This window comes from Flavobacterium sp. T50_26 (assembly GCF_057652995.1).
The window spans coordinates 1-13,467 of record NZ_JBYFCC010000026.1 but is presented as its reverse complement, the minus strand read 5'-3'; the positions used below and the strand labels follow the sequence as shown (position 1 = coordinate 13,467).

Annotated in this window: 13 protein-coding genes; 6 read left to right on the top strand and 7 right to left on the bottom strand. The window is 37.4% G+C overall.

Going from position 1 to position 13,467, the window contains the following annotated elements:
• Positions 1–158 precede the first annotated feature (158 nt).
• Both AC23MC_RS13935 and AC23MC_RS13930 read right to left on the bottom strand, forming a co-directional pair.
• A complete protein-coding gene (locus AC23MC_RS13935; protein WP_487568958.1) occupies positions 159–557 on the bottom strand; it encodes a helix-turn-helix domain-containing protein in 399 nt (132 codons plus the stop codon).
• 127 nt (positions 558–684) lie between these two features.
• Positions 685–963: a hypothetical protein gene (locus AC23MC_RS13930; protein WP_487568957.1), complete on the bottom strand. Its 279-nt coding sequence runs from the start codon at positions 961–963 to the stop codon at positions 685–687.
• A 342-nt stretch (positions 964–1,305) separates the two neighbouring features.
• On the opposite strand from AC23MC_RS13930, the gene AC23MC_RS13925 reads away from it, so the two are divergent.
• A complete protein-coding gene (locus AC23MC_RS13925) occupies positions 1,306–2,883 on the top strand; it encodes a hypothetical protein (protein WP_487568956.1) in 1,578 nt (525 codons plus the stop codon).
• Between the two features lie 520 nt (positions 2,884–3,403).
• Here AC23MC_RS13925 and AC23MC_RS13920 read toward each other — a convergent pair.
• From AC23MC_RS13920 to AC23MC_RS13905, 4 genes are all read right to left on the bottom strand, one after another.
• Positions 3,404–3,595: a cold-shock protein gene (locus AC23MC_RS13920; RefSeq protein ID WP_248433030.1), complete on the bottom strand. Its 192-nt coding sequence runs from the start codon at positions 3,593–3,595 to the stop codon at positions 3,404–3,406.
• A gap of 390 nt (positions 3,596–3,985) precedes the next feature.
• Positions 3,986–6,532 carry a TonB-dependent receptor gene (locus tag AC23MC_RS13915; protein WP_487568955.1) on the bottom strand — a complete coding sequence of 849 codons (2,547 nt, stop codon included), beginning with the start codon at positions 6,530–6,532 and terminating at the stop codon, positions 3,986–3,988.
• Between the two features lie 4 nt (positions 6,533–6,536).
• Positions 6,537–7,424 carry a FecR family protein gene (locus AC23MC_RS13910; RefSeq protein WP_487568954.1) on the bottom strand — a complete coding sequence of 296 codons (888 nt, stop codon included), beginning with the start codon at positions 7,422–7,424 and terminating at the stop codon, positions 6,537–6,539.
• A gap of 40 nt (positions 7,425–7,464) precedes the next feature.
• Positions 7,465–7,986 (bottom strand): RNA polymerase sigma factor, encoded by a 522-nt coding sequence (locus AC23MC_RS13905; protein WP_487568953.1) that lies wholly within the window; start codon positions 7,984–7,986, stop codon positions 7,465–7,467.
• Between the two features lie 95 nt (positions 7,987–8,081).
• On the opposite strand from AC23MC_RS13905, the gene AC23MC_RS13900 reads away from it, so the two are divergent.
• The 5 genes from AC23MC_RS13900 (at position 8,082) to AC23MC_RS13880 (ending at position 12,275) form a co-directional block, all read left to right on the top strand.
• Positions 8,082–9,092 carry a lipocalin/fatty acid-binding family protein gene (locus tag AC23MC_RS13900; protein ID WP_487568952.1) on the top strand — a complete coding sequence of 337 codons (1,011 nt, stop codon included), beginning with the start codon at positions 8,082–8,084 and terminating at the stop codon, positions 9,090–9,092.
• Positions 9,093–9,445: 353 nt separating this feature from the next.
• Entirely contained in the window at positions 9,446–9,913 is a 468-nt protein-coding gene (locus AC23MC_RS13895; protein WP_487568951.1) for a hypothetical protein, read from the top strand.
• A gap of 10 nt (positions 9,914–9,923) precedes the next feature.
• Positions 9,924–10,532: a Crp/Fnr family transcriptional regulator gene (locus AC23MC_RS13890; protein ID WP_487568950.1), complete on the top strand. Its 609-nt coding sequence runs from the start codon at positions 9,924–9,926 to the stop codon at positions 10,530–10,532.
• Between the two features lie 76 nt (positions 10,533–10,608).
• Positions 10,609–10,827: a YgaP family membrane protein gene (locus AC23MC_RS13885; RefSeq protein WP_487568949.1), complete on the top strand. Its 219-nt coding sequence runs from the start codon at positions 10,609–10,611 to the stop codon at positions 10,825–10,827.
• On the top strand, positions 10,824–12,275 hold the full coding sequence (locus tag AC23MC_RS13880; RefSeq protein ID WP_487568948.1) for a T9SS type A sorting domain-containing protein: 1,452 nt from the start codon (positions 10,824–10,826) through the stop codon (positions 12,273–12,275). Before AC23MC_RS13885 ends, AC23MC_RS13880 begins: the two co-directional genes overlap by 4 nt.
• An 84-nt stretch (positions 12,276–12,359) precedes the next feature.
• On the opposite strand, the gene AC23MC_RS13875 is transcribed toward AC23MC_RS13880, so the two are convergent.
• On the bottom strand, positions 12,360–13,079 hold the full coding sequence (locus AC23MC_RS13875; protein ID WP_487568947.1) for a hypothetical protein: 720 nt from the start codon (positions 13,077–13,079) through the stop codon (positions 12,360–12,362).
• Positions 13,080–13,467 lie beyond the last annotated feature (388 nt).

Here is a 13,467-nt window from a genome sequence, read left to right as displayed (position 1 = left end):
ATAAGGAGTTAATTCGCCAACCGGCAAATTCGTTTTTGGAATCACTAAGATATACAAAAAGCAATTAGTCGCACAAAAAAGTTAATTATTTTTTATATCCATAAAAAAATGCCTTCCAAAACGGAAAGCATTCAAATAAAATTTGAAAATTCGATATTTTATTTATTCAGCAACTTCTCCAAATAAGCGACCTTATCTTTTTCTGCTTGAACCAATCTTTCATATAGTTCTACTACTTTGTCCAACGGATTGAAAGTTGGAGAATAGCTTTCAGTCTTTAAAATTGCTACTCCATTATCATTAGTATTAAAAGTATTATTAATGATATTAAGAACTGCATCCTCAGAGAAATTCTTAATTCCTTCCACGGAGACACCTAATTCTTTAGCGATTAGCTCTAACTTTTCTTCTTCTACGTTTTCACTTGCTTCAATATTCGAAATCGTCTGTTGGCTCACACCAATAGCAAAGGCCAAAGCTTCCTGCTTCATACCTCTAAGTTCGCGAATGCGGCTAATGTTCCGCCCGATGTGTTTGGGTTTGGCTGTTGTATTCATAAGCCAAATATATAAAAATGTTTGCAATCATGCATGGCCAAAAAGGAAAAAATAAGTGGTAAAAAACAAAAGTGGGCTGGTACATTACCAATCAACGTGGTTAACTTCAGCAGCGAGGCTTCCCAATCTAGTGCAAATAGCCCAAACCATAAAAACAAAATCCGTCAAAACCCGTTCCATCCGCCCAACCTGCCTGCCGGCAGGCAGGTCCGTGGCCCAACAAAAAAAGCGAAGCGTCTTCGTGCCCTTTGCGACCTCCTTCGCGACCTTTGTGGTTAAAAAAAGCCAAGCAAAGCGTCCTCCTTTCCAGTAAAAAAAATTCCTTCAAAAGAAAATACCCCACAAAACGAATCCCTTCTAATCCAAATATAGCAAAGCGATCAAAATCCGCGATAATCCATTCCATCCGGCGAATCCGTGTCCCATATAAAGCGAAGCGTCTTAGTGCCCTCTGCGACCTCCTTCGCGAACTTTGCGGTTAAAAAAAACCAAGCAAAGCGTCTCTTCTTTACCTTCCGTGAGAAACAAAAAGCGAAGCGATCAAAACCCGTACAAACCAGCGTTTTGCATTGCAAATCCGTCAAATCCGCGTTCCAAAACCAAGCAAAGCGTCCTCTTTGCGTCTCCGCGACTTTGCGAGAAACAAAGCCCCCAACCCGTTCGTTACCAACTCCAAATAGTACAATACAACCCTCCATAGTTCCCTACCGCACTCACCCTCCATAACTTAGCCACAAAATCACAAACCATGAACACAAAAATAAACACATCAAAAACAGCTTCGCTACCTCAACCGGTCGCAGAGCAACTACACTTTTTATCCAAACAACAAGCCGTCGAGGCCATGTTTGTGAGCACGATAATAGGAAGTAATCACCCTTGTATAGTGGTACTTCTAAACAGCGAGGCCAATGCCGCCGAATGGCGTACCCAAAAATGGATCAAAAAAGCTTTCCAAAAACACGGAGTAACATTTCTTATCATTAACATCGATAAAAGGGTGTCAAACCACAAAAAGGCTACGTTGTTCCTACACCACCATACCTGCCCCGAAAAAGAAATCTACAGAGCAGCAACAAGCCAATACCAAGCAATACCCTTCGCTAAAGCAAAAAAGAGAAGTAAAAAAAGAGCCAAAAACTACCGGCTAAAACAAAAGTTCCTACGGGCAGAAATCCACAAAACAGACGTAGAAGAAGGCTTAGTGACTGTCTTCAACCTCTACAACTCCCTTTACGAACTGCACCTAACTTTCCTCGAAGAACTACTTTTTGGCACGTCCTACCAAACAGAAGACCTACACCAACGGGTACTTAGCGTGGCAAGCTATAACAAGGAAATACAAAGAGCATTTGTCAAAAAATCACCCACCAAATTCTATCTGCTGGAAACACTCATCATGGCAAAAACCATAAACGACCTCTGCATGCTCGAAGACCATTTCGTAGCCCCCATCCAAGCCAACGAAACCCTTTTGGGTAAAATCAACACAAACCTGCTAAAACAACTAAAAAAAGAACAAAAACACAAACCTAAAACCCAGCAACCTGTTCCGGCAAAACCCACCTACGATAGCCCCAAAGTCCTAGAATTCATAACCACCCATCCCAACATAGAAGCCATATATGAATATAAAAGAGTAGAACAACAACAAAACCAAACCACTTGCTCCATACGGTTTTGGCTAATCGTCGCCGAAGGCATCAGCAATCACCAACTAAGCAATTGGCATGAGGCCATCAAACAACAAACCCAAAACACCATCGAAATCATCCCCGTAGTCTACAGTCGCAGTTGGATACAACAAAACCTATACGAAAGTCAACACTTCTTCCAAAACGCCATGAAAGAAGAAAACAGCATCTACCAACAAAACGATACACTAGCCCAACTGCATTGGCACGTGCCCTACACCGCACATTATCCCGACCTGAATTTTTATAGCCAAGGATGCCAAAAGTTATACAAAACCCTACAACACATCCGCACCCTCGATGGCACCCAAAACAAAGAAGGACTGGGCATAATCTACACGAGCTTCATTGTCCGCATTTGTCAAGTAATCGTCTATGCAAACTGGAGTTATTTCCCAAACCAACTCCCCTTCGCCATCCTATGGCGACTCTGCGAAGCAGCCCACCCCAACAACCAACACCTGCAATTTCTTTTTCAAAAACTATCCTTCAAATGGCTCACCTTCATCACCCACCACCAAAACACCTTCAACCCAACACACCCAATCGACGAACCTGACCTCCAACTCCTCGACCAAATCGCCACCCAACTCCTCCAAACCCTAAACACCTCAAAACAAGAAGAACAATAAATCTCCACAATTGACACATCGCCTCATTGACTCATTGCCCCATTTACATACAATCCTTCAACGTCCAATCCCCGCTCTCCTTTGGAGAGAGGGCGGGGGTGAGGTTAAATTCAAAATCCGCATAAATCCGTCCCATCCGTACAATCCGTGGCCCCAAAAAAAACCAAGCGAAGCGTCTTAGTGCCCTCCGCGAACTCCTTCGCGTCCTTTGCGGTTAAAAAAAACCAAGCGAAGCGTCCATTCTGCGTTTTCCGTGCTTTCCGTGAGAAAAAAAAGCAAAGCGTCTTAGTGCCCTCTCCGGTTTAAAAAAACGAATCCATAAAAATCCGCATAAATCCGTATAAATCAGTTCAATCCGTGGTCAAAAAAAAAAGCGAAGCGTCTTAGTGCCCTTTGCGAACTTCGCGGTTAAGCCTTCTCCACACAAAAAAATAAACTCGGCACCTCACAAATCCCTCAAAATAGACCAAAAAAAAACCAATCTAAAAAGATTGGCTTCATGCTTAAAGTAAAATATATCTTAGATAACGTTTACGTCTACTGCTGTTGGTCCTTTTTGTCCGTTTTCTACAGAATAAGTAACCTGATCGTTTTCACGCACTACACCATTAAGGCCAGTTGCATGAACAAATACGTCTGCACCACCACCTTTTGGAGTGATAAATCCGAAGCCTTTTGCTTCATTGTAAAATTTAATTGTTCCTTCGTTCATAATATGAAATAGTTTATAAGTGGCAAATATAAGTTAAATTATTGATTTTTAGTGTTTTATTTTAAAAAAGTAAATTTTTTCTAAAAATAGTCCGATTTTATTAAGTATTTTTTAAAAATAAAGTTGAACTAAATGCTAATCAATAGCGAAATAAACAGTTTGAGCTTCAAACAGAAATAGTTGTTTAAAAGAAAATAGTAGTACAATCAAATCCGTGCAAACCTTATATAGCGAAGCTATCAAAATCCGTAAAAACCAGCGTTTTGCAAAGCAAATCCGTTCAATCCGCGTTCCAAAAAAAAGCGAAGCGTCGTAGTGCCCTTTGCGATCTCCTTTGCGTCCTTTGCGGTTAAAAAAAGCGAGCGAAGCGACCCAAACCCCCATCAACAATCAAAAATTCACCTTCAAAAAAGCATTCGGTGTAAGTTCTAACGAATACGTATTTACTTCCTCAATCGCATCTGTATCCTGATTGAGTCGGTAAAAACGATTGATAGTATTGCGTTGGTTGAAAAGATTCAACACCGAAACGCCTAGAAAAAGGTTTGCTTTTTTGCCTAACTGCACCGAGTAAGCCGCTGAAAAATTCACCTGAAAATAATCATCCAAGTTTTCCTGATTGGGTTGGCTGTAAACAATTTCCGGGTTATCGGGTGTGGTGTAAATGGGTTCGTTGCTCAACGGAATCGTGTTAGGTCGTCCGGTAAACCATTTGCTGCCCAACGCTATTTTTAGGTTTTTGTGTTGGTAGGTTGCCCCGAACGCCATGCTGTGGTTGACTTCAAAATTATTGGCAAATTGCGGCGGAATATAACCTTCAAACGTATAATCATTATCATTAAAACTGTAGTTAAACCAGCCAGTGAACTGGTTAATTTGTTTCTGAATGAGCACTTCTAAACCGTACACCTCATACTGACCAATGACTTTGACAAACTCCAGTTGATTTTGAAAACCCTGAGCAGAACTGGTAATACCTTCTACTTTTTTATAAAAGACTTCGGGATGAATGAGCCACTTGTTTTGGCGAAACACAACGCCCAACGACGCCTGGTTGCTTTTTTGAATGGGAATGGTTTCATTGTTGGCCAACACCCAACGGCGTTTTTCTACACCTAAAAAGTCTTGCTGTAAGTCGATAATTTGAGAAGCGGTTTGGTTTTTTTGCTCACCGGACAATTCTACGTTGAGGTGATCGGTTAACGCATAATTCACATGCAAACGCGGCTCCACGATAAAAAGCGACCATTTTTCAAAATAGTTGCCGCGTGCTCCTAATCGGGTAAACAAGCGGTTGTTGTTAGAGCGGTAGTCGATTTCTGCAATCAACGCATGACTTCGCAACACTTCTTTAACCGTTCGGGTGAATTGCGGAATGTTGATGTCATCAAAACTGCGGATACCGATTTCATTGAATTGATAACCGTTGGTAAGCGTAAGGGTTTCTGACAGTTGATGGGCGTTTTTAAACCGAATGCCATTGTCTAACACTGTGTTTTCCTGCAATAAAATTTGGTTGTTTTCCACCGATTGGTTGTTGGCATCCAATAGATAATAGGAACTGTACACACTGAGTTCGGAACTGTTTTTGGCGTTCCAATTGGTTTTCCAAGTTAAATTACCACCCAAGGTTTGCTGATCCAATTGGCTGTTTTTGGAAAGGATTTGGTTGTTAAGTAACGTACTTTCGTTAAACGTTAATTCATTGGAAATGGCCAACGCATCAAAAAACAATTCGCTTTTTTGACCTATTTTTTGATGGTATTGCAGCGTGACATCGTAAAAATAGAAGTCTTCTTCGTGGTTGTAATTGAGGTCTTGGTTGTTAGTGACATCAATCACTTCGGTGTTTTGAAAAATCCGATTAAAGTAATTTTTGTAGGTTGGCGAAGCAAGCATATCCGTAAACGAACGCCGTGCAGCAACTTCAATAGACGATTTTTCGCCGGTTTTTACTTTGGTATAAAGTTCGGCATTAATCATGTTGACACCGACCGTACTGCTGCTGTTTTCTACGGAATTTGTTCTGGACGAAATATCAATCACACTCGAAACACTTTCGCCATAAAAAGCCGAACTGCCGTTTTTAGATAGTTGAATCGTGTGAGCCAAACTGGGATTTAAAGCCGAAATTAATCCGTAAAAATGGCCGGTTTGAAACAACCGAATACCGTTCCACAAAAACAAATTTTGGTCATGGGTGCCGCCGCGAACATTCACGTTGGCAATGCTTTCATCGGTACTGATGATGCCCGGAATTTGTTGCATGGTTTGCAACACATCGGGTTCAACCAAACCGGGAAGAATACCGAATTGTTTGGGTTTGATTTCAAACGTACCTTCGGTTTTTTTGCGAATACCAGCGGTGAGGTAAAGTTGAGCCACCACTTCTTCCAGTTCCTGAACAATCAAGTTTAATGGAAAAGAGGGACAATTATCCACATAAATTTCATCGACAAATAGGGTTTTGGATGCATAACTCACATGGCTAATTTCGATGGGATTGGAGGAAACCGCCGGCAGTTGAAAAAAACCTTTTTCATCAGAAAGCACAAACACATTGGTACCCGAAATGCGAATGGTTGCGTTAGAAATTGGAACATTGGATGTGTTATCGACCAAATAGCCACACAGCGGTTTGTCGAGTTTTTGATTGTTGGAAATGGTGATTAGTTCATCATTCACAAATTTAAACCTAAGTTTTGTTTGGGTTTGAATGTAATCGATTTTTTGCTCTATCGTATTTTTTGGGTTAGGAGAAATGATTTTATAAATAACAATTTCTTCTTCAATATAATTAAAGGTAACGTTGTGTTGTTTTTCTATTTCAATTAAAATTTGTTTTAAAGGCAATGCCTCGCCTTGGTCTTGACCAAAAAGCGTCAAAACTGAAAAAAGTGTAATTAAAATGGATAATCTCCAATTATTAAAATGCATCTACCTATTGTAAAACAATGTTGGAATCGCTTAATTTTGAAACGTTTAAATGGTAGGTTGTGGCTATTATTTCCAAGGCAACGTCAAGATCATTCATCGGAATTGTTCCGGAGAAAACTTGGTTGGTTGGTTTTCCTTTGTAACTAATTTTTATGTTGTATTGTCTATTTAATTCCTCTAAGATAGCGAATAGATTTTCTTTTGAAAAACGGACTTGTTTTTTCAACCATTCCGGTTCATTTTTATCGGTTTGATCTGCAATGATTTGGCTTCCGTTTTCAAACGAAACCGTCATTCCTTTGGTTAAAATGATTTGTTGGTTTTGATAGTTCACTTGCACTTTTCCTTCGTAGCAACTGACATCTAATCGTTTATTTCGGTTTTTGACGTTGAATTGGGTTCCTAAAACAGTCACATTTCCCAAGTCGGTGGCCACTTCAAATTTTTTCCCTTTGGCTACTTTAAAGAAAGCTTCGCCGTCCAGTTTTAGTTTTCGCTCGCTCTTCCAATTCCATTTTTTGTATTCCACAGATGAACCTGAATTCAGTAACACACTGGAATTGTCAGGCAATAAAAATTCAGTGGTAACTCCGTTCGCCGAAAACTCAGTGAAATTGGCGAAATTTTTCACCGCCAACGTGATTCCGAATCCTAAAATGAGCACCGCAGCGATGCGAAGAAACACTTTTTGTATCGAAATTTTGTTTGATTTTTTAGTTTTTAAAATGGTTTGCAGCATTTTATCGTCATTAAAATCAGGTGTTTTTAATTCGGCAGAATAGTGTTTTATTTTTTGGTAAACGGCAAAATCATCAGAGGCTTCAAAAGCTTTCAACTCTTCGCCTTCCAATTCATTATTCAGCCATTTTGCTAAGGTGTAATTTTCTTCCATAATCGGATTTTTATCTAAAACAGTTTGGATTTCAAAAACCCTACTTAAAATACTCAATTTCTTTTCGCAATTCTAACAATGCCAGATGCATTCGTTTTTCAACGGCTTTGACGCTTATGCCTAAGGCTTCGGCAATTTCGTTGTATTTCTTGCCGTCAATGCGGTGCATTAAAAAGCAGGTGCGTTGCCCTTCGGTTAATTTATCGATAGCCTTTTGCAGTTTGACTTTGAATTCTTCTTCTTCTAAGTGATAGTCGGGACTTTCGAATGTTTTGTCTTTTCCGGGAGAACTTTTGGCGTATTCCAACACTACTTTTTGATGAGCAATTTGATTTAAGGTGGTGTTATTGGCAATGGTGTATAAATACGACTTTGCTTTATCCAACGGTACTTTTTCACAGTTTTCCCATAACTTTATAAACGCTTCTTGCGTTACATCTTCGGCTTGCTCTGCATTTCCGAATTTGTAATACATAAAATTTCGCAGGGCTTTGACGTGGTTTTTGAAAAAATTCGAAAAAATGAGTTCTTCACAAATTCCTGAAAGTGATTTACTTTTCATTTACTTTTATAAAACTTTTGTGAAATTATAAAAAAAAAGAAAACCACGGTAGGGTATTTTAATTTTAATTTGTTTACTAACTAAATGCATCACTAATGAAAAGATTTTTACTTTATTATGTATCTATTTTGAGTGTACTATTTTTTACTTCTTGTCAGGAAGAAGAAAATACGATTGTGCAAGACACTACGCAAAATTTGAATGTAGCATCGCCGACATCAAAATTTTTAGCGAGAGCAGCACAAAATAATACGTCGGTGGATAATATAATGGACGGAACGAGTGTGTTTCGAGTGAAATTGCCGGTTTCTATCAATTTGAATGATGTTGATTTAACTGTGGCTACTGAAGCGAATTATGCTACTGTTGCCGATTTAAAAAATGCTTCGAATTCAGATGATGATGTGGTAACGTATGTGTATCCGATTACAGTTTCGTTGCGGAATTTTGAGGAGATTACAGTGAATAATTTGACGCAACTAAATGCTATTATTACGCAAAATGAAGACCTAAGTGATATAAGTTGTGTAACGATTATTTATCCTATTACAATTAATGAATATGATAGTGCGAACCAGATAGCTGATATTCTAACGATAAACAGCGATTCACAATTGTTTAATTATCTCATCAATTTGAACACTGGAGTTTTTTATTCAATCAATTATCCGATTTCGGTGATTAATCCCAATAGTCAAACCGTTGTGATTACATCGAATGCAGAATTGACGAATGTGATTGAAAGTGCCATCAGCCAATGCGGTTCCAATTCCGGTTCAACCGATGATTTTATTGATGTGTTAACCAGCGGAACGTGGCGAATATCATATTATCATGAAGGCGATGACGATGAAACGAGTGTGTATAATGGTTTTGTTTTTACATTCAACACCAATAACACAATTACGATTATCAGAAATAGTTCAACATTTACCGGAACATGGAGTTTTTTCGAAGAAAATGGTGTTGATGTTTTAGAGATTGATTTTGAAGATGATCCACTGGATGATTTAGATGATGATTGGGAATTACTGGAATTTTCTTCAACGTTAATTCAGTTAAAAGAGGAGGGTGATGACGAGTATTTGAATTTCACTAAAATATAACCCGCTAGATTTAATTATTAAATTCTCTAGTAGTAAGATCATTTTTGCCACGAATTCTCAAATTTTGAATTAGACAAGTGTAACAATTTGTTCATCTTTGATGAAATTCGAATTGAATCAAATAATTATTCTACAAAAATTTGTGAATTAGTGGTAAAATCATCTCAAAATTTAACTAGCCCCCATAGGTAAAAATTTAAAAAACAATAACCATGAAGACACTTTTTCGAAACTTTATTTTTGGGAAAAGTAATGTAGTTTATTTTCTCACCCAAGCCGTAATTTGGGTATTTAATGTGCTTTTGATTTATATATTATTTTTTTAAACAACCTAACCTTAAACAATTTTAAACATGAAAAAGTTTTTTTTAATTCCTTTATTATTCGGCGTTTTTATGCTGAATGTGGCTTCAACGTGCAGCAACGACGACGATGATAGTAATGATGATGACGACAATAATTCATCGAGTGCAATCATCACCCAAACTCAAAATACGTTTGTAAACGGATCGTGGCGAGTAACGTTATTTTCTGAAGATGGTTCAAACCAAACATCTCAATTTTCAAATTACGATTTTGTTTTTGGAACGAATGGTTCACTCACAGCCGAAAACGGAAGCACTACGATGAACGGAACCTGGACAACAGGAACGGATGACAGCACACCAAAATTCATTATTAATTTTAGTGCAACCAATGGACCATTTGAAGAGATAAGCGAAGATTGGCAAATTTTAAACGCCTCTGCCACCAAAGTAGAACTCAAACACGTGAGTGGAGGAGACGGAAGTATCGATATGCTTACGTTTGAGAAGAATTAAATAGGTATTTATGAAAAGTATCTTGGCTTATTTTGATGACGAATTAGTAAATACTTTTGAAAAAGAGGGCATCATAAAAAATGTTCCAAAAGATACAGAACTCATTCGCGACGGTCAATATATCAACTCGATCCCTATCGTATTGAATGGAATGGTAAAAGTGTTTACAAAATACCACGAGAAGGAATTTCTGTTGTATTATATTCAGCCTACCGAAAGTTGTGTGTTATCGTTTATTGTAAGTAAAAAAAATGAGCCAAGTACCTTTTTTGCCAAAACAGAAGAAGATAGTGAAATTCTGCTGTTACCTTCAGTAAAAGTGCAAGAATGGATAAAAAAGTATCCACAATTTAATGCCATGTTTTTTAATCTATTTAATGAGCGTTATTTTGATTTAATCGATACGCTAAACCATGTTTTATTTGATCATTTAGATGCAAGGTTGTATTTGCATTTAAAAGAAAAAATGGATGTACACAATACAACAATCATTACTACCTCCCACAAAGATATTGCCAACGAAATGGGAACTTCCCGCGAAGTGATTACGCGTGTTCTGAAAAAATTGGAAGCAGAATCGAAAATAATTCAAACTTCCAAAGGCATTCAACTTTTCTAGATGTGACTTTTGTCACATTTTTTTGTTTTTGATTGATTTACTTTTACATAGGTAAACACATAAAAATCAGAATCATATGAAAACAAATGTTGGCAGCACAGACAAATTAATCAGAATCATATTGGCTATTGTTCTAGGAACGCTCTATCTTACAAATACTGTGAGTAGCGTTATAGGACTTGCAGTTTTAATAGTTGCAGTTATTTTAATTGCAACAAGCGTAATTAGTTTTTGCCCAATTTATCCTTTGTTTGGAATAAACACTTTTCCCACTAAAAAAAGCAATAAACTATGAAAAATTTTATTTATTACATGTTTTTCTTTTCGCTGTGCACGCAGGCTCAAGTCAATGTAGAGTGGTCTAATTACCCGGGAGGAGTTTCGGTTGCTGTAAACCAATTGCATGAGGTATATTCTGCCAATTGGGACTATAATCCTGGAGGTGATATTACGTTAACCAAACGAAATGCATCAGGCACTATTTTGTGGAGTGCTACGTATGATAATGTGGAGGACACAAGACATGAAGTAGCTACTTGGATTGAAACCGACAATCAAAATAATTGTTTGGTGGCAGGAACCATTCGTTCCGGTTTTTCTAATCCCGTGAATGCAGCCAGTATTTTAATGAAATATAATCCGCAAGGAGAGTTGCTTTGGCGAGTGGTTTTTGAGGATTACTTTGAAGGTTCATATACTACAAAAATACTCGTTGATTCTGCTGACAATAGCTATGTGTTAGGATTGGGAATGGGAGAAAATGGGTTGGTAACAAGAGTTAAAAAGTTTGATTCCAATGGTGAATCCATTTGGACCTATTACGATGTCAATGGAGTGGGAGCTCCCATCAATATTAAATTTACACCGGACAATGCAATAGTCGTTTCCGGCAGAAGTATAACCGGAATTATAAATGGTTATTTAAAAATTAGTACAGATGGAAATCTAATTTGGCATAAAGTAGGCATTACCAGTCCAACTGTTGGTGATATTGCCGGAGATGCTTTTGGCAATTCGTATATCATTAATGGCGAAAATGTTATTTCAAATGCGGGTAGTATTCTCGAAAAATTGGATGAAAACGGAGTTTCTCTTTGGTCAGAAACGAATACGATGGCAGGAAGCCGAGTGGAAGTTGGTTCTGATAACAATCCAATCATCAGCGGTTTTCCTAATTCTGGAACGGGTGGAGCTGCTTTTATGAAGTACAATGCGGATGGAGCTGTACTTTGGCAAAATTTAAATGCTGACGGACCTGAAATTTTGCTTATGCACGGTCAATTAAAATTGGATGCTGCTAATAATGCGTATCTGTCAGCAGGGAATTTGTTTAATATGGCGATTTGTAAAATCAATTCCGACGGAACAAATGGTTGGGTTGGATTGGTTTCAGGAAGTAGTTCGGCCAGCTCGTTTGTGATTGATACCGATAATTCTATCTATGTTACAGGCGGAACTACTGCAAAATTAGGCCAGGCTCCACTTGGTTTTAATACAACAGAAGTAGCTCCATTTGCAATTTTTCCAAATCCATTTTCATCCACATTCACAATTCAATCATTTATCGATGAGGGAGAAAAGCAAGTAGCTATTTATGATTTATTAGGTAAATTGATATACGAAGAGAAGTTGACAGGATTAAAAGCAAACATAAATTTGAATTATAGTTCAAGCGGAATTTATTTTTTAACCATCACCGATCAATTTGGCAAAATACATCGCCACAAATTGATTAAAAAATAAGTAGTAAGCACAAAAAAAAGCTGTACAATTTGTACAGCTTTTTCACATAGTAGGTTAAATGTGGTATTTGGAAACTAACTAACTTTAATCATCTAACAAATCGGTATATTCTTCAATTTTATCTTTGATGGTATTGGCCAAACTTCGGTTGCCATCCGTATCATTTGGGCTAATTTCAATTAAACCGTCACCGTTATCATCGGTTGCATTCGATAAATCAACATTTGCTAAAACCGCATCTAAATTAAAATCAATAACAATAGTGGCTGAATTGTCAGAAATGACTAAGTTTTGTCCGGCATCTTCATAGTCAATTTCAAAATCTTCATCAATATTATGCCAAAACACAAAGGGAGTAGTACCAATGGTTCCTTTAATTAAGACAGATTTGTTAAACAACTCACTTTCAGAATTGGTATTTCTTGCCATTTTAAATTCAACTTCTTCATACACTCCGTTTGGAATATTGATGCTTGTAATAGTGGTTTGACCACTTAACAAATCCAATTCAAACGGACCTCTTAATTCAAATTCATCGTCATCGCCATAAAATCCATCGCCATAATCATCATCATCATCATCATAAAAATCATCATCCAATTCAAATTCAATTTCTTTTAAATTGATTTTAAATTCAGAGATGCTCACGGCATTTTCCATTCTGCCGTTATTGCCCGAATAAGAAGCTTTGGCAACAATAGTTAAATTGTCATTGGCATTGTTAGAAGAACTCTCGTCATTACTACAAGAAGCAGTTGAAAAAATAACCGCTAAAAGGCCTAAAAGAATTTTTTTGTTTTTCATAGTGTGTAAAATTTTGTTGTATACCAATAAAACAATTTACTTTCCATTTACCCTACCTGAAAAATAAAAAAAAGTACAAAGCGACATTTCTGTGCATTCTGTGCCTTCCGTGAGATCCAAAAAAAGCGAAGCGTCCTTAGTGCCCTTTGCGACATTCTTTGCGACCTTTGCGGTTAAATAAAAAGTTTCTACATCAAAAACAATTATCCAGTAAGTGTAGAATTAAGAAGTATAGTTGTATAACTATAATAGGATTTATTTAATAATCTGTCTGTATAGTTAATTTAGGACGGGTCATAGTTATTTTAGGATGTCTTGTCCTAAAATAGCTATACACAAAAAAATGTATATGGAAAACCCAGAACAAGAAATTTATGCTTCACGGGAG

Coding starts and splice junctions, on each gene's coding strand:
- AC23MC_RS13935 (WP_487568958.1), bottom strand. CDS start 557: ATGAATACAACAGCCAAACCCAAACACATCGGGCGGAACATTAGCCGC.
- AC23MC_RS13930 (WP_487568957.1), bottom strand. CDS start 963: ATGGAATGGATTATCGCGGATTTTGATCGCTTTGCTATATTTGGATTA.
- AC23MC_RS13925 (WP_487568956.1), top strand. CDS start 1,306: ATGAACACAAAAATAAACACATCAAAAACAGCTTCGCTACCTCAACCG.
- AC23MC_RS13920 (WP_248433030.1), bottom strand. CDS start 3,595: ATGAACGAAGGAACAATTAAATTTTACAATGAAGCAAAAGGCTTCGGA.
- AC23MC_RS13915 (WP_487568955.1), bottom strand. CDS start 6,532: ATGCATTTTAATAATTGGAGATTATCCATTTTAATTACACTTTTTTCA.
- AC23MC_RS13910 (WP_487568954.1), bottom strand. CDS start 7,424: ATGGAAGAAAATTACACCTTAGCAAAATGGCTGAATAATGAATTGGAA.
- AC23MC_RS13905 (WP_487568953.1), bottom strand. CDS start 7,986: ATGAAAAGTAAATCACTTTCAGGAATTTGTGAAGAACTCATTTTTTCG.
- AC23MC_RS13900 (WP_487568952.1), top strand. CDS start 8,082: ATGAAAAGATTTTTACTTTATTATGTATCTATTTTGAGTGTACTATTT.
- AC23MC_RS13895 (WP_487568951.1), top strand. CDS start 9,446: ATGAAAAAGTTTTTTTTAATTCCTTTATTATTCGGCGTTTTTATGCTG.
- AC23MC_RS13890 (WP_487568950.1), top strand. CDS start 9,924: ATGAAAAGTATCTTGGCTTATTTTGATGACGAATTAGTAAATACTTTT.
- AC23MC_RS13885 (WP_487568949.1), top strand. CDS start 10,609: ATGAAAACAAATGTTGGCAGCACAGACAAATTAATCAGAATCATATTG.
- AC23MC_RS13880 (WP_487568948.1), top strand. CDS start 10,824: ATGAAAAATTTTATTTATTACATGTTTTTCTTTTCGCTGTGCACGCAG.
- AC23MC_RS13875 (WP_487568947.1), bottom strand. CDS start 13,079: ATGAAAAACAAAAAAATTCTTTTAGGCCTTTTAGCGGTTATTTTTTCA.